Origin of the sequence: Novisyntrophococcus fermenticellae (assembly GCF_018866245.1) — a bacterium.
Classification (GTDB): Bacteria; Bacillota; Clostridia; order Lachnospirales; family Lachnospiraceae; genus Novisyntrophococcus; species Novisyntrophococcus fermenticellae.
In genome coordinates this window covers 3063606-3086497 of the sequence record NZ_CP076458.1, presented here as the reverse complement: position 1 = coordinate 3086497, position 22892 = coordinate 3063606, and the positions used below count along the sequence as shown (strand labels likewise).

The 22892-nt window shown below is 42.4% G+C and carries 19 protein-coding genes; 12 read left to right on the top strand and 7 right to left on the bottom strand.

The window, feature by feature from the left end; all coding sequences use genetic code 11:
* Positions 1 to 50 precede the first annotated feature (50 nt).
* The gene (locus tag KNL20_RS14340) at positions 51 to 3599 is read right to left on the bottom strand and encodes an FtsX-like permease family protein (protein WP_230398409.1); all 3549 of its coding nucleotides are present in this window, start codon (positions 3597 to 3599) and stop codon (positions 51 to 53) included.
* 206 nt (positions 3600 to 3805) lie between these two features.
* Here KNL20_RS14340 and KNL20_RS14335 point away from each other — a divergent pair, with 206 nt between their 5' ends.
* The 4 genes from KNL20_RS14335 to KNL20_RS14320 all read left to right on the top strand — a co-directional run bounded on the left by KNL20_RS14335 (position 3806) and on the right by KNL20_RS14320 (position 6761).
* Complete coding sequence (locus tag KNL20_RS14335; RefSeq protein ID WP_230398408.1) at positions 3806 to 4384, top strand: TetR/AcrR family transcriptional regulator; 579 nt, start codon at positions 3806 to 3808, stop codon at positions 4382 to 4384.
* A 98-nt stretch (positions 4385 to 4482) separates the two neighbouring features.
* Positions 4483 to 5007, top strand: a complete 525-nt coding sequence (locus KNL20_RS14330) for an HD domain-containing protein (protein WP_230398407.1) — start codon at positions 4483 to 4485, stop codon at positions 5005 to 5007.
* Between the two features lie 9 nt (positions 5008 to 5016).
* Positions 5017 to 5547, top strand: coding sequence for a methylated-DNA--[protein]-cysteine S-methyltransferase (locus tag KNL20_RS14325; RefSeq protein ID WP_230398406.1), 531 nt, complete (start codon positions 5017 to 5019; stop codon positions 5545 to 5547).
* Positions 5544 to 6761: a chloride channel protein gene (locus KNL20_RS14320; protein WP_230398405.1), complete on the top strand. Its 1218-nt coding sequence runs from the start codon at positions 5544 to 5546 to the stop codon at positions 6759 to 6761. The genes KNL20_RS14325 and KNL20_RS14320 overlap by 4 nt, the downstream gene beginning before the upstream one ends.
* 19 nt (positions 6762 to 6780) lie before the next feature.
* On the opposite strand, the gene KNL20_RS14315 is transcribed toward KNL20_RS14320, so the two are convergent.
* Together KNL20_RS14315 and KNL20_RS14310 are read right to left on the bottom strand one after the other, a co-directional pair.
* Positions 6781 to 8382, bottom strand: a complete 1602-nt coding sequence (locus tag KNL20_RS14315; protein WP_230398404.1) for a helix-turn-helix domain-containing protein — start codon at positions 8380 to 8382, stop codon at positions 6781 to 6783.
* Entirely contained in the window at positions 8379 to 10187 is a 1809-nt protein-coding gene (locus tag KNL20_RS14310) for a sensor histidine kinase (protein ID WP_230398403.1), read from the bottom strand. The genes KNL20_RS14315 and KNL20_RS14310 overlap by 4 nt, the downstream gene beginning before the upstream one ends.
* 293 nt (positions 10188 to 10480) lie before the next feature.
* Between KNL20_RS14310 and KNL20_RS14305 the strand changes: the two genes are divergently transcribed.
* The 8 genes from KNL20_RS14305 (at position 10481) to sdaAA (ending at position 17712) form a co-directional block, all read left to right on the top strand.
* A complete protein-coding gene (locus tag KNL20_RS14305) occupies positions 10481 to 11749 on the top strand; it encodes an ABC transporter substrate-binding protein (protein ID WP_230398402.1) in 1269 nt (422 codons plus the stop codon).
* An 86-nt stretch (positions 11750 to 11835) separates the two neighbouring features.
* Positions 11836 to 12693, top strand: coding sequence for a carbohydrate ABC transporter permease (locus tag KNL20_RS14300; protein WP_230400126.1), 858 nt, complete (start codon positions 11836 to 11838; stop codon positions 12691 to 12693).
* Positions 12694 to 12707: 14 nt separating this feature from the next.
* Positions 12708 to 13562: a carbohydrate ABC transporter permease gene (locus tag KNL20_RS14295; RefSeq protein WP_230398401.1), complete on the top strand. Its 855-nt coding sequence runs from the start codon at positions 12708 to 12710 to the stop codon at positions 13560 to 13562.
* A gap of 106 nt (positions 13563 to 13668) precedes the next feature.
* Positions 13669 to 14778 (top strand): glycoside hydrolase family 172 protein, encoded by a 1110-nt coding sequence (locus KNL20_RS14290; RefSeq protein WP_230398400.1) that lies wholly within the window; start codon positions 13669 to 13671, stop codon positions 14776 to 14778.
* An 11-nt stretch (positions 14779 to 14789) separates the two neighbouring features.
* A complete protein-coding gene (locus KNL20_RS14285; RefSeq protein ID WP_230398399.1) occupies positions 14790 to 16016 on the top strand; it encodes an ABC transporter substrate-binding protein in 1227 nt (408 codons plus the stop codon).
* A 138-nt stretch (positions 16017 to 16154) separates the two neighbouring features.
* Complete coding sequence (sdaAB, locus tag KNL20_RS14280; protein WP_230398398.1) at positions 16155 to 16817, top strand: L-serine ammonia-lyase, iron-sulfur-dependent subunit beta; 663 nt, start codon at positions 16155 to 16157, stop codon at positions 16815 to 16817.
* Between the two features lie 26 nt (positions 16818 to 16843).
* Complete coding sequence (locus tag KNL20_RS15920; protein WP_268966519.1) at positions 16844 to 17014, top strand: hypothetical protein; 171 nt, start codon at positions 16844 to 16846, stop codon at positions 17012 to 17014.
* Between the two features lie 32 nt (positions 17015 to 17046).
* Entirely contained in the window at positions 17047 to 17712 is a 666-nt protein-coding gene (gene sdaAA / locus KNL20_RS14275) for an L-serine ammonia-lyase, iron-sulfur-dependent, subunit alpha (protein ID WP_268966518.1), read from the top strand.
* Between the two features lie 162 nt (positions 17713 to 17874).
* On the opposite strand, the gene KNL20_RS14270 is transcribed toward sdaAA, so the two are convergent.
* The 4 genes from KNL20_RS14270 to ahpC all read right to left on the bottom strand — a co-directional run bounded on the left by KNL20_RS14270 (position 17875) and on the right by ahpC (position 22744).
* A complete protein-coding gene (locus KNL20_RS14270; RefSeq protein ID WP_230398397.1) occupies positions 17875 to 18576 on the bottom strand; it encodes a hypothetical protein in 702 nt (233 codons plus the stop codon).
* 134 nt (positions 18577 to 18710) lie between these two features.
* Complete coding sequence (locus KNL20_RS14265) at positions 18711 to 20273, bottom strand: ClC family H(+)/Cl(-) exchange transporter (RefSeq protein WP_230398396.1); 1563 nt, start codon at positions 20271 to 20273, stop codon at positions 18711 to 18713.
* A gap of 143 nt (positions 20274 to 20416) precedes the next feature.
* On the bottom strand, positions 20417 to 22087 hold the full coding sequence (locus KNL20_RS14260) for an FAD-dependent oxidoreductase (protein ID WP_230398395.1): 1671 nt from the start codon (positions 22085 to 22087) through the stop codon (positions 20417 to 20419).
* 93 nt (positions 22088 to 22180) lie between these two features.
* On the bottom strand, positions 22181 to 22744 hold the full coding sequence (ahpC, locus tag KNL20_RS14255; RefSeq protein ID WP_230398394.1) for an alkyl hydroperoxide reductase subunit C: 564 nt from the start codon (positions 22742 to 22744) through the stop codon (positions 22181 to 22183).
* Positions 22745 to 22892: the final 148 nt, after the last annotated feature.

The following is a 22892-nucleotide window of genomic DNA, read 5'->3' as shown; positions in this document are numbered from 1 at the left end:
GCAATCCAGGGATTGTATGCAGCACTTTTGCAGTGGAGGTGTTTATTTACTTATTCCACACTTTTCAGGGCATCAATCATGTCGATATGATCGAGTGTCCGGTTGGTCATAAGGTTGACCATTAGAGCGAAGAAAAACGATATCACTACAGCATATAGATAGCTGACCGGATTTACGTGTGTTGCAAAATAGATGGAAGGCATTTTCAGTGCACCTGTGAGCAGACCACTGAGAAAACGCCCCAAAGGCAGTCCGACAACAATTCCGATTATGGTTAATATCAGGGTTTCTTTATTCACGTAGGAATGTACCTCTTTGTCATAAAAACCCAGGACTTTTGTAGTGGCCAGTTCTCTCATACGTTCTGAGATATTTGTATTGGACAGAGTGAACAGTACCACGAAGGCGAGCCCGGCGGCAAGTATGATGAGAATATAAACGACTGCATTGATCAGCTGGAAATTGTCGGAGAAAGAATCTTTTAACCCCTGTTTACTGACAGATGACAGTACCATATCATTACTCAGAAGATCTTCGGCGTAGGATACAGGGTCCTTACACTCCGCGGTAAGATGAGCCAGGATGGCATTTGGTTCATAACCGCTAAAAACAGATTGATATAAATCTTTATTTATAAAGACATTATTACCCAGATAATTCTCCATAATATCCGCTACTTTGAATTCCCCTTGTTTAAGCGCACTGTTTTGTAAAGACACGGTATCGCCTTTCTTTACGCCCAGCAGTTCGGCAGCATTTCGTGTAAGGTAAATGCCTGAAGCATCAACAGGTGTTCTCTTCCCTTGCGTATTTTCAGTATTAATGTAGCCTTCCAGAGAATCTTTTCCGGGAATTATCATTACCTGTGCGCTTTCAGAATGCCCCTTTTCATTATATACATTCATGCTGTCTATCAGCAGGTTCAGATAGTCTGCTATATTCTTATCCTCTTTCACCAAATCCAGGAAAGCTCCATTATCTTCGGGATTAACAACAGTCATCAGATCATACTGATAGATTTTGGAATATTGCTTTGGCAGCAGGTCGGTTACAGAATCCTTGATTGCAAATCCGGCAAGAACCAGGGCTGTACAGCCCATAATTCCAAAGATAGTCATGAAGAACCGCTTCTTATAACGAAACAGATTACGGACAGTGACTTTATTCAAGAATCTTAAGCGATTCCAGATAAATGGAATTCTTTCAAGCAAGACCCTGGTTCCCTTTGCGGGGGACTTAGGACGCATAAGTGATGCGGGCATCTGCCGCAGTTCATTTTTGCATGCAAGTATTGTGGCACCCGCAATACCAATCAGGAATAATCCGATTCCGCCGATTCCATAGAGCCAGTCAAATCTCAAATATACATTCGGCAGAACATAGAGACTTTGGAGTATCACAAGTATAATCTTGGGCAGTGCTATAAAACCAAATAAATCACCGATAAGTCCCCCCAGAATACAGGCCGAAACTGCATAGACCAGATATTTTTTGTAAATAGCACCGCTTGAGTATCCCAAAGCCTTATAAGCACCGATTAGCCCCCGCTCTTCTTCAATCATCCGGGTCATGGTCGTGAGACTGGTGAGAAATGCCACAATCAAAAACAATACCGGAAATGCTTTTCCAATGGATTCAATGGAAGACAAATCGCTTTCCAGACTTGTATAGCTGGCGAGGTCGGTACGATCCTGAATGAACCAGGTTGTCATCTCCAGGTCATCTAACTTGTCGTAGGCATCCTTTATTTTTTGTTCGGCCTCTGTCTTTTCCTTTTGATAGGTTTCCTCATTTTCAGACAGGTTTGCTTCATTATCCTGGAGTTCCTGCCTGCCGTCGCTCAGCTTCTTTCGCGCAGATGCAATCTCTGCTTTGGCATTCGCCTCCTCTTTATTTAATTTTGCTTCTCCTTCTGAGAGCTGTTTTCTTCCGGCGGAAATTTTTGCTTTTCCACTTTCTATTTCCGAACGTGAATCTTCCAGCTGCTTTCTGCCGGCTTCCAGTTTGGCTTCACCGGAGGAAAGCTGGCTCTCAGCATCTGCCAGCTGAGCCAATGCATCAGCCTTCTTTGACTGAAATTCATTTTTCCCTGTCTCAAGTAACTGCCGGGAGGCATTTAAAATTCCCAAATTGATTGCAGCCTGGATGCTCCTCTGACTAAGCTCTTCCGGGTTTGCTGCGGATGTCTGCATGATTGCGATGGCCAGGGCTTGTTGCTCAGCAGCTGTTTCTGCCGCGATTGCTTCCGGTGAAACCGATTGATCAGGGCTGCTCTTCATCTGCGCCAAGGCCTTTGTACATGAGGCATCTACCAGCGTGTTCCATTCTTTCGCGGGCCAACGTTCTCCCAGAGCCTGTTGCAATTCTGAAATACTGCCCGCCAACACGGACTGAGATTGATCGAGCGGTACCTGCTGATCCTTCAGGGTCTGTTCTGCCGCATGCAACTGTGCTTCGGTTTCCAAACGTTTTTGAGCCAGAGTCTTTTTACTTTCTTCTAATGCTGCAGATTGGGTCTCTAATTCTTGCTCCGCCTTTTTCAAAGCAGCTTCTCCATCTGCCAATTCCTTTTCAGAGGCATTTAACTGTGCTTTGTTATCTTTTATTTCCTTGCGTGCATCTGCGATTTTCTTTGATGCTTCTGCTTCTTTTTCTGCAAGTTCATCTTCTCCGGCTGTTAATTCTTCTTTTGCATCTTCAATTTTCTTACGTCCGTCCGTAAATTCCTGCTCGGCATCTGAGAATTTTTGATTCATCTCGGCTTCTTTTTCCGCAATCTCATCCCTGGATTCCCGGGTAATACTGTTATAGCGCGCCTTTTCCCGCTGCTCTTTAATTTTGGACTCTATGTTTTGGGAAACACGATCCACTTCCCTGCGATATTCCTCTGAATAACTGTCCAGTGGCTTTAAGCCAGCGATCGAAAGATAGACACTGGTATAGATGCCGCTGTTCACATCCGAAGGCGTAATATAAAAGGCATAATCTGTTACAGAAGCGGAGGAACGGAAGGCTGTGGCTTCGTTATTGCTGATATCCATAGGATCCACAACAACAGCAGTTATCTTATAAGTGTCAGTGGAAAAAGAAGGCGTTTCCTCATCGTCCTCCAGGTCATTTTCTGAAGAATCCTTTTTTTTCTCTTCGATGTACAAGGTATCACCCAACTTTTTTTTCGTATCATCCAGATACCGCTGAGTTACTGCAACCTCTCCCGAATTGGTGGGTAATGTACCGGCGGATGTATAAGGAAGATTGAGTTTCTTTGGACTAAGGGTCGTCACTGCAGCTGTGGCCTGAATATCCTTTACATCCGTATAGACGGTCTCACTATAGGAGCCCTCCACCTTTTCAACACTGCTTATGTCCGCCAGTGCGTCCACATCCTCCTGTGTCAGGCCCAGTGTGGACAAGATACGGATATCATATAAATTCTGTTCATCATAGAAACGGTCGGCAGAGTAATATAAGTCCTGGCAGGCAGCATAGATTCCGGTCAGGACAGTGACCCCTAATACGGTAATGGTCAGGAGAGACAAAAATCTTTTTTTACTTTTTTTTATAGAACACCAGATGTCTTTATTATACGATTTCTTCAATTATATCACCATGTTAAATTTATTTTAGATTTACAACACATGTATAATAATCATACAGACTGTTGTTTTTTGCGATAGAATAAATTATACTAATTCATAGTAAAGAACGCAACCAATAAATTATATAGATATGGCAGTAATACAACACAGACAGGGTATCTGTTGCCTATCTATCTTCAAGAACACGGTGAGGGAGGAATTTGCGAATGATGGTAAAAAAGGGAGACCGCAGAGTGCAGATGACCAGGCGAATGATAAAGGAGAGCTTTTTAGAATTGATGCAGGACTATCCGATTTCAAAAGTAACGGTAAAGATGATCTGTGAATCTGCTGATATCAACAGAAGTACCTTCTATGCCCACTACCTGAATCCCTATGATTTATTGAATCAGATACAAAAGGAGACTTTATCCCATATTCAGACGTATATTATGAATAAGCACTTTATCATAGAAAAAAATAAAGTTGCGGTTCCTACACTGGTACAGGTACTTGACTTTGCAAAAAATAACCGTTCTTTGTTTCGGGTTCTCTTAAGTGAGAGCAACAGCAGCAACTTTCAAAAGGGTCTGGAGTCTCTGGCAAATGAAAAGACCATGGAGGAAATTGCAGAGGAAGAGCGCTTAGAGGGAAGCGCATATGAATATTTGCAGATATTTGAGATATCCGGGATTATCAGTATTATGAAAATATGGCTGAATAAGGGGTGTGTGGATGAACCGGAAGAACTGGCACTCCTGATATCCAAACTGCTGTTTCAGGGAATAGGGGGGTTTTACCAATAGAAGGAATGATTATAAATAAATATTGTTATTTCGTATAGGGAATGGTAGAATAATGGATAATTATTAACAGCGAAAGAATATGGGAGGAGGAGCGGTACATGGAAAAAACAGAGAATTTGATTTTGGAAATGATTCAATTTGATGCAGGTGAACCTGAACTGGTTCATCATTTTCTGAAAGTCTATAATTTTGCAAAGTTAATTGGCAGTATGGAAAATATATCCCCTCGATTAATGGAGATTTTAGAGGCAGGAGCAATTGTACACGATATAGGAATCAAGGTTTCCATGGAAAAACATGGAACCTGCAATGGGAAGCTTCAGGAACAGGAAGGACCTCCTTACGCGGAAAGGCTTTTGCAGAAAGCGGGATATGAGAAGGATATCGTTGAACGTGTAAGCTATCTGGTAGCGCATCATCATACATACACAAACATGGAGGGAATGGATTATCAGATATTGGTGGAGGCTGATTTTCTGGTGAATTTATACGAAAATCAAAGTGATAAAGCAACCATGCAGACAGTCTATAATAAAATATTCAAAACCAAGGCAGGGAGAAAGCTTTGCCGTCAGATGTATCTTGTTTCTGATGAAGCATATGAAAACGCGGAAGTGGAATAAGGAGGAAAGATGTATTTTACAACGCATTATCAATCACCGCTTGGGCCCCTTATGCTTGCAGGTGATGGAGATCACCTTGTTGGGGTATGGATGGAAGGTCAAAAGTATTTTGCAGATAACCTGGGAGAGGAGACAGCTGAAAAGGACAACTTACCCGTATTAAAGGATTCCCGAAATTGGTTAGACCGATATTTTGCAGGCGGGAAGCCGGCTATATCTGATTTGCCGCTGGCACCAATCGGAAGTGATTTCCGTAAAGCTGTATGGAATATCTTATGTGAGATACCTTATGGTGAGATTACTACCTATGGTGAAATTGCAAAGAAGATGGCAGCCCGGATGAATAAAAAGAGTATGTCTGCACAGGCGGTGGGCGGTGCTGTCGGACACAATCCAATTTCCATTATAATTCCCTGCCACCGTGTGGTGGGTTCTGATGGAAGTCTGACAGGATACGCCGGTGGACTTTCTAATAAAAAGAAACTGTTGGAGCATGAGGGTGCGTACATGGGTAAACCATCAGCATTTAAGGAAGAATGAAAAGAAGAATTCGCAAAGTATATGATACGTACAAGGGTTTGATAATCATAGGGATTATAGGAATCCCCATAGGAGCTGTTGTGGGTCTGATAGATACGGTATTTGGCAGGATATTGTTAAAAATAACGGATTTCAGAAATCAGTATCCGCTTTATCTGCTTCCATTTCTGGCCTTGGCGGGCATTATAATTGTCTTTTGTAATAGGAAGTTCGGAGGCAAAAGCAGTGGAGGCATGAATCTTATATTTGCCGTGGGACATGGTGATGAGGAAGTAATTCCCTTTCGGCTTATTCCTTTTATTATATCAGGTACATGGCTGACCCACCTGTTCGGAGGAAGTGCCGGAAGAGAGGGGGTAGCGGTACAGATAGGGGCGGCCTTTTCCCATTGGGTGGGCAGCAGGCTGCCTGTAAAGAACAAATCAAATATTTTTCTGGTAACCGGTATGGCAGCGGGCTTTGCAGGTCTGTTTGAGACACCGATTGCAGCTGTGTTTTTTTCCATGGAAGTACTTGTCGCGGGAAGATTGGAGTATCAGGCATTGCTGCCGGCTGTTACCGCAGCCTTTACAGCAAGTACGGTTTCTAAGCTGCTGGGACTGGAGAAGTTCACATTTGCCCTGACCGCAAAACTTGATTTTCGTGCAGGTATGATATTAAAGCTGATTGTACTGGGTATGATTTTCGGTATGCTGGGAGGAGCTTTTTCATGGATATTGAAATGGACAAAATCGTTTCTTTCGCAAAAGATGAAGAATCCGCTGCTTCGGATAGCAGCCACCGGAGTAATTTTAAGTATTTTATTACTTCTGGCGCATAAAGGAAGATATTCGGGTCTGGGGACAAATCTGATCGGGAACAGCTTTCAGGGAGGGCAGGTTTTCCCCTATGACTGGCTGCTGAAATTTCTGTTTACTGTGATCACTTTGTCAGCCGGATTTCAGGGTGGTGAAGTGACACCTCTCTTTGCCATCGGTGCAAGTCTCGGGGTTGTGCTGGCAGGAATATTTCATCTGCCGGTTGAAGTAGCGGCTGCACTTGGATATGTGAGTATGTTTGGAAGCGCTACCAATACTTTCTTTGCACCGGTATTTATTGGCGGTGAAGTATTTGGATATGACTATATACCATATTTCTTTTTTGTCTGCGCAGCCGGGTATGTTTTTAATATGGATAAATCAATCTATACTTTGCAAAAAAAGCAATACAGATAACTACGCGGAAACTGTTCTGTCAGTCTCCGCCGTGCTGTTCTCTGTATGCAGAAGGCGATATTCCCAGCTTCTTCTTGAAACTGTTACTGAAGTAGTACTGGTTGGCATAGCCGCACCGGACACTGATCTCCTTTAAGGATAGATTTGAACTGATAAGATATTTACAGGCCTTTTCAACACGATGTGAGGTAATCGTATCACCGATACTTTTACCCCGGACCTTCTTATACAGAGAACTCAAATAAGCGGGGCTTACATTTACATGTTGTGCTATATCGCCCAGACTGAGTGTATTGTCCTCAAAATTGTCAAGTATAAAGTTATAGGCCAGTTCGCACACCTGATTGTGATAGGTCTGCAGCGAAGTATCCAGCTTGTCACAGACATGGATACATAATCGGTTCATCCATTCGTAGAATTGTTCATAAGTCTGAAAATAATCAAACTGGTTGTATACAGAGATGATTTCTGCCTCCAGATCGGAGGTGTCAATGTTCAACTCATATAAAAACCTTAAAATTCTTCCAAGCAGAGAATATATTCGGATAAACATTATGTTTTTTGCGGGATATCTTTGCGTTTGTTCCAGGAAAAAGACCTGAAGCCAGTTTTCTATGGACGGAAGATCCTTCTTACAAAGCAGCCGGATAAATTCTTCTTCACTCGAATCGGAAAAAGAGAGCAGGCTGAATTCCTGTCCAAGTGCCTCCTTTGCGTCAAATATGTTCTTGTGAGGGAAGAAAAAGTGGTATTTCAAAGCATGAGCTGCATTCTCATATGAGATGTGCAAGTCCCAGATACTCTTTACGATACTGCCGATTCCCACATTCAGCTTTAAGAGATTATCGGGATATTCCTCAAGCAAAGATGCTATCACTTTGTGGGTGGATTGGAGAAAGTGATTGGGGCTGTTTGTATTCTGGGCCAGAATACAGATAATCCCATTAAATTCTTTTACAAAGTACAGCTGATCAAAAATCCCGTATTTTTCACGGAGCAAGTCCATGATACGGAGCAGCTCCATCTGATATTGAGTAATTCCAAGCTCCTCCTCCATGTCAAGTGCATTTTTTATCTCAATCTTTATCGTGTTGAAATAGTCATAATCCAGATTCAGGTTGAGATATACCGGGTATTTCCCAAGATAAATCTGAGCCTCTTTTCCGGTGTAATGTAAAAGGTCTATAAAGAATTTTTCTGTCATAAGAGGACGGCTCTGGCTGATAAGCTCCAGATTATGGCGTTCTCTGTCGATCGTATGAAGTGCGTTTTCCACCTTTTGGGCCAGATATGTGTAGTCCAGAGGTTTTTCTATATAATCACAGACACCCAGACGGATTGCACGTCTGGCATATTCAAATTTATCATAGGCACTGATTAATATGATTTTGACCTGAGGGTTGATGGAAAGTGCCAGACTGCTCATAGAGATGCCGTCCAGATCGGGCATCTCTATATCAGATATAATCAAGTCTACGGGAGTCTGTTTCATGGATGCTATAGCGGCATTCCCGCTGTTTTCTATGTGTATGATTTCAGCATCCATGCTTTTCCAGTCAATGTTTTTGGCAATTCCTTCTGTTGAAATGAAATTGTCGTCTACAATCATGACTTTTTTCATGCGTTTTCTTCCTCCATTTGAGCAAAAATAATGGTGATTTTTGTGCCTTCACCGACCCGGCTTTCAATCTGAATGGAACCATGTCCGAAAGAAGGGCTGGATATTCTCCGGTTGACGTTCCCGATTCCAAAATGCTTGTCATAATCTACGGTTTTTTCTTCCAGAACCGTTCGCAGCTCATCCAATTGCCGGGGTGAGATTCCTATCCCGTCATCTTGGATGGTAATGATGACCGTATCTTCACCATAACAGACAAACAGCTTGAGATGTACCCTGGGAGTTATCCGGGAGATACCGTGCAGGATGCTGTTTTCCAAAAAAGGCTGCAGTGTAAAGCGGCACATCCTGTAGTTTTCAATCCCATCCTCCGCATGGATTTCCCAGGTAAGTGTGTCATCGTGACAAAGCTTTTCCATTTCCAGATAAAGACGGGCTATTTCCAGTTCATCTCTTATAGAAATCAGATCCCCGGTTTTTCTAAGTGTAAGCCTGTAAAATTGAGTCAGATCCGTAATCATCTGATTGGCAGTATCCAGCCTTCCAATTGTCTGGCAGGTTTTTATGGAGCCCAGGATATTATACAGGAAGTGTGGGTTAATCTGGGACTGTAAAAGTTGGTATCTCAGCTTTTCCTCTGAGAGTGACAGTTCCAGGATGGAATGCATGTTTTGGTTAATGGAAGTCTGCATCTTATCAAAGGTTATAATTAATTTATCAATCTCGTCATAAGAAGTTTGGTTTTTGGAAGAAGGAAGCAAATCATAGGAGGACAGATCCAATGGATTACTTAAACTGAAATCCTTCATCGCAAGGGAAAGCTTCCGTAATCTTCGGGTCAGATTTCCGGACATCGTAATAATTGTAAGTATGGTGAGCGGAAGAGCGATAACCAGGGTAACTATAATTGTCCGCAGTAAAATACGGGTGTTTTCTTTTATATAATTTTCGGGAATTTCCGTAATATGGTACCATCCGTTATTCAGTTGAACCGCGTGGTAATTAATCCCATCTGATTCAAACCTTATACTTCCTTGAGCCTCTAAAAGCGACATTTTATCTTCCGGCAGATGCGTACCGGAGAGGGTAGAATCTGTATGGGCTAAAATCTGCCCTGTCTCTGATACCAGGTAACTGGTGATGGCCGTGCCGGAAAATGCATTGGAAAGTGAGCCGGAAAATTCATCCGGGTTTAAAAATATAAAATAACCATATTCCAGGCTGTTATTTGCCTGATTATGGAGAATCCTGCAGCATGTAATAAGGTCTTTGGTGGAATACGCTTCCGACAGGATAAAGGGGAGCTCTACGTCTGTCTGATAAAACCAGATAGAGTCTGTTCCGGGATTCTCCTGCCAGTTCCCGGGCAGCCCAAATTGCGATATTTCGGAAAGGGGTAAGAAATATAAGCCTTCTTTTGCCCCCAATTTTGTATCAGGCAGAAAAACATAGATATGATAAAAATCAAAAGTAGTTTTAAATAAGGACACATCATTTCTCGCATTATTAAAAACAGACAGGGCTTCTGTAATACTTTCCCCTGTCCGGGTGAGGGAATACATGTCATATTGAATGGAATCGGCTACATTTTCTGCCTGTCCAATTCGCTCGTTGAACTGCATATTCAGCTGATCATCGGCCAAAATCGTAGAGCTCATGATTTTATCCGCCGCAATCCGATAGGTTATATGATAAAAAATACATGCGATAACAGCAAGAGGAAGCAGTGTGCACAGGAAAAATGCCAGCATTAATTTTGTCTGAAACTGTGAGCATATGATTTTTATGTTCTCTATTCTTTTTTTCATAATTTAGTGCCTTTCCTCAAAAGAGATTTTGTCTCTATGATACCACGGATTGCTCCGCACAAAAGTGCTTCCACAATCCTAAAGCCGTGCTTTTTCATGCCAGCATGAAACGCAGAATCTTTTGACCCTGGTATCATAATTATATCCATAGGAATAATTTATTTCAACGGGGATAAAAATAATATAAATGAATCGAAATATATTGTATTTTGTAAAAAATAAAAATTTGTTACTCTAATCAAAACAAGGAAACAGGGGAATGGCAATTACCATATTGCCGGAAAGGAAGACAGATGAAGAAGAAAATTGTCAGTGTAATGCTTAGTGCAGTTATGGCTGCCGGATTACTGGCCGGATGCGGCGGAGGATCAAAGGATAATGCATCAAGCGGAGGAGGGAGTGCAAAAGGCGATTATGATATGACCCTTTATAGCATCAACACCACAGACCCGGATTTCGACGAGTGGCTGAAGAATGTGGAGGATGCCACAGGATTAAAGATTCATGTGATCGCAGCGCCCACAGATTCCGATACCCGTCAGCAGAAAATTACGACAGTGCTGTCCACAGGTGATACCAGCGTGGATGTAATCGAAATCAATGATGAGATGAGTGCCTCTTTTAAGAATTCCGGATGGCTGGAAGGATTAAATGACACAGTTATGACAGAGGATATCCGGGGACAATTCCCTCAAGGGTATCTGGAGGATATGATTACGGATAAAAGCGGAAATATAGTAGGTGTTCCGGGATATTCCGGCTATCTGGCATTCTGGGTGAATCAGCAGATCATGGATGAGGTTGGCATCACAACCATTGATACAAAAGAAGACTTCATGAAATATATGAAGGCTGTTTCAGGTAACGGAAGGTATGGATATGGGGGTTCCTGGGAAAAGACATATTCCTTTAATGAAATCGCACAGTTTGTTAATATGTTCGGAGGGGATTATTTTGACTGGACAAACCCGGCGAACAAGGAAGCAATCCAGTTCCTGCATGATATGGTTGCGGATGGAAACACTCCAATCGACCAGATTGCAGACAAGTATGAGCAGATGAATCCTAAGATAAATGATGGAAAGTATGGAAGCTGGTTTATGTGGGGACTCGGAACCGATTATGAGAAGGCAGGTATGCTGGGAGCGGATAAGGTTCACATGGCAATGGTACCAGATTTCAGCGGAAAAGGTGAGAGAGCCATCTTTACAGATTCCTGGAGTTATGTACTCAGTAAATCTTCTAAGAATAAAGATGCCGCACTTAAATTCCTAAAGTACATGGCAGATGAAGGCGGAATGGAGGCATCCTATAAAGCCTTTGACCGCTATCCGGCACGTGCTGATGTGGCAGAAAAAATAGTTCCGGATACAGATCCTGCAAAGGAGATGTACAGCAGATATGCAGCAGAATGCAATGTAAAGGGACGTCCGATGCTTCCTCAGACTATGGAATTTATCTCAGACATAGGAACAATCTTCCAATCCTGTATGAAAGATGAGATTACGGTGGATGAGTTCTGCACGAAGGCACAGGAAATGGTGGACAAGTACAGCAAATGATCATACGACACCGCAGTAAATCATTTCCTGCGGTGTCGTATCTTATTAAAAAAGGAGGCGTTTTCGTGACTATAAGCAAAAAATCCATGAAATGGATTCCCTGGATTCTGATTCTTCCGGTTGTATTGATTCGCGGATTCACTACACTATATCCTATTTTTGCAACTTTTAAAAACAGTTTATTTGATATCAAGGTTTTGTCCGGTGTTCATGAATTTGTGGGATTAAGCAATTATGTAAATGTATTTAAAGATCAGAAGATTATCACATCCATAAGCTTTACCCTGCTTTTCGTGGTGGTTTCCATGGTATTTCATATCGTTCTGGGTGTCTGCCTGGCACTGATTCTGAATATGAAATTCAAGGGACGCCGCTTCCTTCGGACAATTGTCCTGATTCCATGGGCAATGCCTGCTGTTGTAGTGGGCATGGCTGCGAAATGGGGATTTAATAATGACTATGGGCTGATAAATGACCTGATTCGGCGTTTTGTATCAGATTTCCAATTTAACTGGCTGATTAATACCGGTTCAGCAAGAGCTGCCGTAATCATTATGGATCTCTGGAAAGACCTTCCTTTCTTTGCCATACTGGTATTGTCCGGACTTCAGTTTATATCCGGTGACATCTATGAAGCGGCAAAGGTGGACGGAGCAAATGGAGTACAGAGCTTCTTTCGGATTACACTGCCGCTTATTACAAAGAATGTAATTACATTGTGTATTCCATTTACTTTGTGGAGGCTGACTACTTTTGACCTGGTGTATGCGATGACCTCAGGCGGGCCTGGAGAAGATACGTCGCTGATAGCTTACCGTATCACCATGGAGGCTTTTACGAACTTAAATGTCGGCTATGCGTCTACTCTGGCGGTTATGCTGTTCGCTGTCATGGCATTGTTCAGCTGGTTTAACATAAGGGTTATGAACAAAATAGAAAGTTAGGAGGGAAACCTGGGATGAATGACTCGAAAAAATACAGGGTTTATAGAGGCTGTGTGACTGCCGGGAGGTGGATTCTCTTTGCAGTGGTAGCATTTCTGATACTTTTTCCCGTGTACTGGATTTTTATATCCTCTATTACACCTCCGGGAGAATTATTTAAAATGCCCATCGATTATTTACCGGACAACCCAACCCTGGATAGTTATAAATTTCTTATTGAAAATGTCGGGCTTTTTGCTAAAATAGGAAATACAATACTTATTGTAGGTATTACGCTGCTCATAAGTACTGTCATATGCTCCATGGCTGCCTATGCATTTTCCAGATTTCAATCAAAGGGGATTTCAATTGCGTTTGCCTTTATAATTGCAACGATGCTGATTCCTGAGGTGGTCACTGCAAGACCATTATATGAATTTATGCAGAAAGTAGGCTTATACGATACTTACCCCGGATTAATCATTCTTTACATCAGCGCTGTAATACCGTTTACAGTTTTGATTTTAAGAAACTTTGCCGGAGAAATACCAATCTCTCTGGAAGAAGCCGCTTCCATTGATGGCGCTACCTTCACGCAAAGGTTATTTCAGGTAGTGCTGCCCTTGATGAAGCCGGCAATTGCAACCGTGTGTATTATTAATTTTATCACCTGTCTGAATAACTTCTTTACACCATTGTACTATTCAAATGGAATACAGGTGCTTTCGGTTGCAATTGTCCAGCTTCCTCTGCGGGATAACATGTATGGTGTGCCGTGGGATCTGGTAAGTGCTATGGGATGGATTATTCTATTACCCATTATTATCTTCGTAGCCGTTTTTGAAAAGCAGATTATGGATGGTATCATGGCAGGTGGTGTCAAGGCCTAATTACTTTATGATACCAGGGCCAAAGTGCGGAGCAATCCGTAGTATCATAGGGTCAAAAGGCTTTTTGACCCTTACATCATTTTATTTGAAAGGCAAGGTGAAAGTTATGTATGATTTATATGGAGGAAGCTTAAGCTCTCTGCCCATGGCAAAACATGTAAAGAGCAGATCAATCAATGCAGAAAATCCAAGAGGCGAAAAAGGAAGAGGCGGAATGGCCGCCAGCCATCTGGGACCATCCAGAAAAGGGAGCCCCTGCCTTAAGGATATCCAAAGTGGGGAGACGGTGACACTGGCTGAGATGGAAGGACCGGGCGTTATCAATCATATCTGGATTACAGTAACAGATAAGACCACAGAGGCAGATTGTTTTGTTTTGCGTGATCTGGTAATCCGTATGTATTGGGATGACGAAGAAGAACCTTCTGTAGAGAGTCCTTTAGGTGACTTCTTCTGCTGTGGCTTTGGCAGAGAGTGTGACGTGAACTCTCTCCCAATTGTGGTAGTACCAAGCCGTGGACTGAACAGCTATTTTCAGATGCCTTTTCGGAAGAAAGCCCGGATTACTCTGGAGAATCAGCATGCAAATGCTATTCCTGCATTTTTTTATCAGGTTGATTATGCCCTGCATGAGGAACTTCCGGAGGATATCACTTACTTCCATGCACAGTGGAGAAGGAAAAAACTTACCGAGCTGCAGAAGGATTATGTGATTTTGGATCAGGTCAAGGGAAAAGGTCACTATGTAGGCACATATATGGCACTGACAACTTTGGAACGCTATTGGTGGGGCGAAGGTGAAGTGAAGTTTTATCTGGATGGAGATGAAGAATATCCAACAATATGCGGCACGGGAACAGAAGATTATTTTGGAGGCTCCTGGAGCTTTGCAAAGCAGGTGGATGGAAAGACAGTGGAGCAGAACTACTGCACGCCGTATCTTGGATATCCTTATTATTCCAGTCATGATGAAACAATCCATAACCTGTATCATAATGATGACTGTATGCCGATGCGTGGATTTTATCGCTGGCATATACAGGATCCCATCTGCTTTGAAGAAGAACTTAAGGTAACAATTCAGCAGATCGGTGTGGGGTACAGAGGACTTTTTGAACGCCAGGATGATGTTGCAAGTGTTGCTTATTGGTATCAGTCATTGCCACATCAGGCTTTTCCACCGCTTCCTGAGAAAGAAGACAGATGGCCCAGATAAAGGGGTGAGTCGTGAAAAAGAAATTATTGGGGATTTTATTAGGTATCAGTTTACTCCTGACGGGGTGCGGCAAAAAGGAAGTTCAGCCGCAGCAGAAATTAAAAAAGGAATACCAGGATGAAATTACCTTGCTGCATATTCATGCTGATAAAGCAGAGTTCCGGCAGTTTATAAAGGATGCAGAAGAAAAACTGCAGATTAAAATCAATCTGATTCTTCCCCCTGCGAATCCCTATAATCGGCAGGCAAAGATATCCACTATACTGTCCTCCGGGGATTCCAGTGTTGACATTATTTCTGTCAATGATGAAATGATCAGCGAATTTAAACATAAAGGCTATCTGGAGCCGTTGGGCAGTAATGTGATGCCTGAGCATGTTTTAAATTGCTATCCCCAAAATTATATACGGGAAATATCCATGGTGGACGGACAGATTTATTCTGTACCGTTTGCTATGGATATGATGGTGCTCTGGGTTAATGACGAGATTCTGAAAAGTGCAGGAGTAGAGAACGTACGTAATCAGAAAGAATTTGAGCAGCTCTTAGAAGCGAATTATGAACCCGGTGTTTACGGATACGGAGGTTCCTGGGAGACTACCTATGTGTATAATGAGATTTCCCAGTTTATCAATATGTTCGGCGGAAGTTATGGGGACTGGTCAGACGCTGGCACCAGGCAGGCACTCCAGTTTCTCCATGACATGATAGAGAACGGAGAGATACCCGAGGACGTTCTACTGGATCAGTATGAACAGATGGAGCAGAAATTTATAGATGGTAAATACGCAGCCATATTTATGTATAGTGGAGTTATGAAGACTTTTGCGAAAGCCGGAGTCTATAATGAGGACAAGATTCATGTAATTCCACTACCATTATTTAGTGTGAATGCCACAAACGTGGCCACCTGGCAGTATGTGTTGAACAAGGCATCTGTGCATAAAGAAGCAGCGGAGAAGTTTCTGGCCTATGCGGCAGGAAAAGAGGGAAGCATTGCCTATGCAAAAGCCATGAAACATCTTCCCGCCAGGCTGGATATTATCGAAAATGAAGATCTGGATATTCCGGACATGGATGTATGGAGAAGCTATGTTAAGGAACTGAAACTGAAGGCCAGACCCTTATCTTCCAGGCCGATGGAGGATATCGAAGAGATGGGAACTCTGTTTCAAAAGTATGTGACAGATGAAATAACGCTGGATGAATTTTGCAGCAGAGCACAGGCAATTCAATAAAAAAAGAGTCCATCCTTTTGCAGGTAAGTCTGCACGGGCCGGACTCTTTTTATTTGGATAAAATAAGTAGATTTAATTATACTAAGTATAGTATAATTATTGCAGGTGCGCCGAACAAGTGGCTCCTAAGGAGGGTTTATGAAATACAGAAGTGTTTTTGATATTATTGGTCCTGTTATGGTAGGACCCTCCAGTTCTCATACAGCAGGTGCTGTCCGGATTGGTGAGGTGGCCAGACAGATTTTTGGGAAAGAACCCAAAGAAGCGGAAATTCATTTTTATGGATCATTTGCGAAAACATATAAAGGACATGCAACGGATGTGGCAGTAGTTGGAGGTCTTCTTGGATTTTCGACGGATGATGCCAGGGTGAAAAACTCCATAGCTATTGCAGCTGAGAAAGGGATAAAGCTCACATTCTTTGTCGAGGAAGCCTTGGTAGACTATCCCAATACAGTGAAATTGAATTTGAAAGCAGGGGATGATTCCATGGAACTTATTGGTGTTTCTGTGGGAGGCGGCGCCATTCAGATTACAGAGTTAAACGGCTTTGCGCTGAAGCTGACCGGAGAAAGTCCTGCACTTCTTATCCTGCATAAAGATGCTTATGGAACCGTTGCAACCGTTGCAACCATTCTGACGGAACACAGAATTAATATTGGGCATATGGAGGTTTCCAGACTGGAAAAAGGCAATATGGCATTGATGGTGATAGAGACGGACCAGAAGGTGAATGACGAGGTACTTGAGGAAATTTCAAAAGGTAAGAATGTTCAGAAAATCATAGTTCTGAATGTTTGATTTGCAGGAATAAAGAGGTATGAAAAATGTTCAGAAATATTGCGGAACTGGTCGCACAGGCAGAGGAATCGGATAAAAAGATATATGAAATTATGATTGACCAGGAGATAGAGGAATCTGAAAAATCAAAGGAAGAGATTCTGGAAATTATGAGAAAAGATTTTCAGGTCATGAAAGAAGGCGTCCGTAAGGGATAAAGGGCGTTGTTTCCAAATCCGGCATGACGGGAATGGATGCAAAGAAGCTTTATGAATATAGGAAGCGTGGTAAAACTTTGACGGATGAGACGTTTTTGAGTGCTCTCTGCTATGCAGTAGCGACGAATGAAGTCAACGCCTCTATGGGAGTGATCTGTGCCACTCCGACAGCAGGCTCCTGCGGTGTTTTGCCTGGAGTGATGCTGGCCATTCAGGAAAGACTCGGCTTTTCGGATGAGGTCGTCATTAACCACCTGTTTACAGCGGGAGCATTCGGCTTTGTGATTGCCAATAATGCTAGCATTTCGGGTGCTGCCGGAGGATGTCAGGCCGAGGTGGGATCAGCCAGCGCTATGGCGGCAGCTGCAATCACAGAGATGGCAGGAGGGACGCCACGCCAGGCAGCTCATGCCATGGCAATTGCATTGAAAAATATGCTTGGTCTGTCTTGTGATCCTGTTGCGGGACTGGTAGAAGTCCCTTGTGTAAAGAGAAATGCAGCAGGAGCATCCAATGCCCTTACGGCAGCTGAGATGGCGCTTGCAGGTGTAGAGAGCAGAATCCCATGGGATGAAGTGATTAGCGCCATGTATCAGATTGGCATCTCCATGCCGTCTGCAATAAAAGAAACATCGATGGGCGGCCTGGCGGCTACGGAAACAGGATTGAAATGGAAAAAGAAGATAATGGAATATTAAAAATATGTAAAAGAAGCACCCGGAGGTAACATTGACCTCCGGGTGCTTCCTGAAAATCAGATTCTGATAAAAGTGAAATCTCCCCGATATTATGATGCCACCTTACAGAGGACTAGTATAGCCGATCATAAATACCTTTCAAGTTATTTAATGTCGTCTAAACTAGGCTATGGAATCTACTTTTTCCTTTAAATCCTTTAGTTCTTGTCCCATGATGTTAACGCGAAGATGAAGCATTTCTCTTTCCGATTCCACTTTCAATACTTCGTCCAAACGCCTGCTCAGGTTCAAATGCCCTTCGGCAATAATTTGAATATTCCTATTGGTAACATTATCAAGGGTCAGCTGAATGTGATCAATTTTTTTGGTGAGATTTGATTCGATGGATGAGACTCTGTTATCCATCGAATCGAACCTGCTGTCCATTGAATCAAGCCTGTTATCCATCGAATCAAGTCTGATGTCCATTGAATCAAGTCTGTTATCCATCGAATCAAACCTGCTGTCCATTGAATCAAGTCTGCTGTCGATTGCCTCAAAGCGCTGGTCGATTGCCTCAAAGCGCTGGTCGATTGCCTCAAAGCGCTGGTCGATTGCCTCAAAGCGCTGGTCGATTGCCTCAAAGCGCTGGTCGATTGCCTCAAAGCGCTGATCGACTAAATCAAAGCGCTGATCGACTAAATCAAAGCGCTGGTCGATTGCCTCAAAGCGCTGGTCGATTGCCTCAAAGCGCTGGTCGATTGCCTCAAAGCGCTGATCGACTAAATCAAAGCGCTGATCGATTAAATCAAATCTCTTGTCATGTGATGAAACCTTGTCGCTAAGTTCGGCTATAGCCTTTAGAATCATTTCGGTATCTGACATATTTTCTCATCCTCCGTTTTTGCACTCTGCTCCCTGGGTACCCGTATTATAACATAAAGAAAATGATAAGAAAAGAGATATTTTTAAAATATTCAAATGAGTTATAAAACGATTAATTTAAATGAAATTTTGTTTTAATAACGTTCCATCATTTCCTCCATTTGCTGTCGGATATCTGCCTCAGCATATGCATGCACCAGTAAAATTAAAGTATCATTCGGCAAGATTAAGGTATCTCCATTTGGAATAAGATCTCTCTTGCCTCTTTTGATGCCTATCAGCAGACAACCTTTCGGAAGGTGGATATCCTTCACGTATTTACCTGCACCATGGGAACCATGGTGTACTATGAGTTTAATCAGTACCTCATCGTCAGTGCCTTCTTCATATGTTTCGATCGTTTTATCCTGCAGCATATTCTCCAATAAATAATCGTAGATAGGCAGACTTTTCAGAACCTCGGCAACAAGATAGGATGTTACAGCAACAACGAACATAGAAAGGAGGTTACTGAACGAGCCGGTCATCTCCAACAGCAGGACAATTCCGGTGATAGGAGCTCTTACAATTGAGGTGAAAAGCCCAACCATGGACAATACCAGGAAATTTTGAAACAGATTCCGGTCAATACTTAAAAGGTTTATGGATAGGTTCCCCAATATGGCTCCGGCCAGAGCACCCATGACAAGCAAAGGAAAAAAGATTCCGCCGGGTGCACCGGACCCAAAGCTGAACATGGAGAAAAGAAACTTTATCGTCAACACAAGAACCAGAAATGATACAGCAGATTTCGGCGATAGCAATGCCATGATACTGTGACCTCCCCCCAGTACGATGGGAAACACCAGACCAAGCACGCCCGCTGCCAGGAATGGAAGTACAAGCTTTCCCTTTCCATCAAAGAAGTTTATCCGGGAATAAAATGCCTGTATTTTCTTTAGAAAGAAGTTATAGAACACGCCAAACAATCCCATCACAATACCAATGAGAATCAGAATCCAATATTCCTGAAGGGGGAACCGGTCAGTAATCTCAAAATTGAAAACCGAATCCAATCCAAATATAATTTTGGAGATAAAATCTGCTACCATGGCAGACATCATGGTAGAAAGAAGTATAATGGGAGAGTAGTATTTGAAGATTTCTTCCAAAACAAACATTGTACCTGCTAAAGGAGCGTTAAATGCTGCTGCAAGACCGGCGCTTGCTCCACTGGCAATCAGAATCTTTTTTTCTGTGGGAGAACCAGAGAGTTTGTTTCCTACCCCTTGCGCAACACATGCACCTAACTGGATGGACGGACCTTCTCTTCCAAGAGAAAGACCGGCACAGACAGAAACTGTGCCACCGATAAATTTGGCAAGGAGTGTTCCAAACCAGTTTTGCTTAAAATATCCCATAATCAGTCCCTTTACCTGTGGGATACCACTTCCGCCAATCATATGATATTTTCCCTTAAGAAGACCAATAAAAAATCCGGCAGCAGCCAGAAGGATAAATGCGAATGGTATCAGATAAAGGTGCATTCGGATATAAACATAAAATGCGGATGCGAAAAGTTCTGCTTTCGTCAGTATCAACCGGTAAAAAGTAATCACAATTCCGGACAGAGCTCCTACGAGAAAGCTTTTCAATAGCGTTTTTACATGTGCCATGTTCAGGCTTTTAAAAACAATAGCAATATCATCTTTATTCAAAAGATCAATCCTTTCTGTTTAATTCTTGCTTGTACAAATAGTTCAACTTATATCATAACACCAATAAAATGCATAGAAAAGTCCCAATATGTCATTCTTTCATAAAGAACAATATATCGGGACGATCATCAATTGAGATATAGTTATGATTGAAGCAGCTCCAACATCTGAGCGATATTCTTTTTTCCGAAGTGTACGTCTTTATCGTTAAAAATCATGCAAGGTACGCTCTTTATCTGATATTTGTCCCGAATTTCGGGAAAATGAGCCATATCAAAGATATCCAATTTAACCTTGTCATTTTCCAGTGCAATCCGGGATGCCGACATGACTACTTCGGGACACATGGTGCAGGAGAGTGATACCACAGCCTTAATATGGATAGGATGATTTAAAGCTTTAATTCCAGCCAATAAATCAGGGTCAACAGGCTGTCCGGGTCCGGCAGCATTATAAAGCGTTACAATAAAGGAATTAAATTCGTGCCCGCCGGGTACTCCATGGAATTGTACGCCCAGATACTGTTCCTGCTCATCATATAAAGCGATGGAGGGATATGCTACATCGTGATGTTCAAAAGCAGCAGTATCCTGGTCTTTTTTAATGATTTTATATTGAATCTTAGGAGTTATCTCAGCCAATTCCTTAAGGAAACTTTCCACCTCTGAAGAGATAGATGTATTATCCACGTAGCCTTTCAGAAGAAGAGACCTTTCAAATTTGTTAAAAATCGGGATCAGTTGATCCTTCATGGCACTGTCAATAAATGTATCGGTAGAAACTGCTTCGGGTTTCTGGCTTGAATTTTTTGAAACCTTTTTTGAGGGCTCCTTATCTATCGGAAGATTTTCAATACCGACTCTGTCCAAATGCAATTTTTTGCATAATGCAGTGATATATTTCTCCAGAGAGGTGGCGGCTGTTGCACCATCAGAGACAGCTGTGACTACCTGTCTTAAATCCTTAAGACAAATATCGCCGGCACCATATACACCAGATACACTCGTCTTCTGGTTTTTATCCGTGATGAGATAGCCGGTCTCAGTCAGATCCACTTTTCCTGCAAAGAGAGAAGAGGCCGGTACATATCCGGCAAAAACAAAAACTCCAAAACCATCTCTAGTCTCCGCGATATATTCGTAAGTTGTTCCCGCAGCATTATCGCGGAAAAGGGCTTTTTGCAGATTATGTTCACCAGACACCTCCAGCAATTCTGTCTGGAAGAAGACTTCTATCTGCTCGTTTTCCATGACATCCTGGGCGATGCTTTCGGCACAGGTGAAATACTCCTCACGGACAATGACAGTGACCTTTTTGGCATATTTTGTGAGAAAAACGGCCTCTTCTGCAGCTGCAAATCCACCGCCTATCACGAAGACAGGCAGTCCGGTGAAAAATTCACCATCACAGGTGGCGCAATAGGCAACACCTTTCCCCGTATATTCTTCTTCGCCGATGAATCCAATTTTACGTGGACTGGCACCTGTTGCCAAAACGACCCCGAAAGCTGTAAATGACCCGCGGTCTGTACTCACAACCTTAATATCCTTAGAAAAATTCAGATTATCTACAGTTCCGATTAAAAACTCTGCGCCAAAATGCAATGCCTGTTTTTTCATCTGTTCCGTCAGTTCTTCCCCGCTGGTCTGGAGAATTCCTGGATAATTTACTACATCTGAGGTAATGGTTATCTGTCCGCCGATTTTTTCCTTTTCTATGACGAGCACCCGGTATTTTGCCCTTCCCAGATAGATGGCAGCACTTAATCCGGCCGGTCCGCCGCCTACTATAATTACATCATATAATGGCTTCAAATTGTGACCTCCTGTTTTGAACAATAAAAGAAGAAAAGCCTGATTTGAGAATCGGGTTATCCGGTTCTTAATCAGGCTTTTCATAAATGGTTATTAAATCAATCCAACCAAATCAAGACTCGGTTTTAATGTTTTGGCACCTGGTTCCCACTTTGCAGGGCAAACCTCATCGCCATGCTCTGCAACAAACTGTGAAGCCTGTAATCTTCGGAAAAGTTCATTTGCGTTACGCCCTACATTACCGGCAATAACCTCGTAGGCAACAATCTTTCCTTCCGGATTGACAATAAAATCACCTCTTTCGGCCTGCCCATCCTCTTCGATCATTACATCAAAGGCTCTTGCAAGCACTCCGGTAGGATCAGCCAACATAGGGTATTCAATCTTTTGAATTGTTTTTGAAGCATCATGCCACGCTTTATGAACAAAGTGCGTATCACAGGATACAGAGTATATTTCACATCCGGCCTTTTTAAAGTCCTCATATTTATTCTGCAGATCCTCTAATTCTGTCGGGCATACAAATGTAAAATCGGCCGGATAGAAAAAGAACACAGACCATTTCCCAAGCACATCCGCCTTTGTTACCTCTTTAAAATCTTTATTGACATAAGCCTGAACCTTAAAATCACTGATTTCCTTACCTATTAAAGACATAAATATTACCTCCTTATGGTGACGCTTGTAAACTGCTATGCATTTTATATTCTTACATTAGTTAGATATAACTAACCCATAAATATAATAACATAGGCAAAGAAAAAAAGCAAGAGTGATAATGGTAATTATTATTGTATTTCGCAGG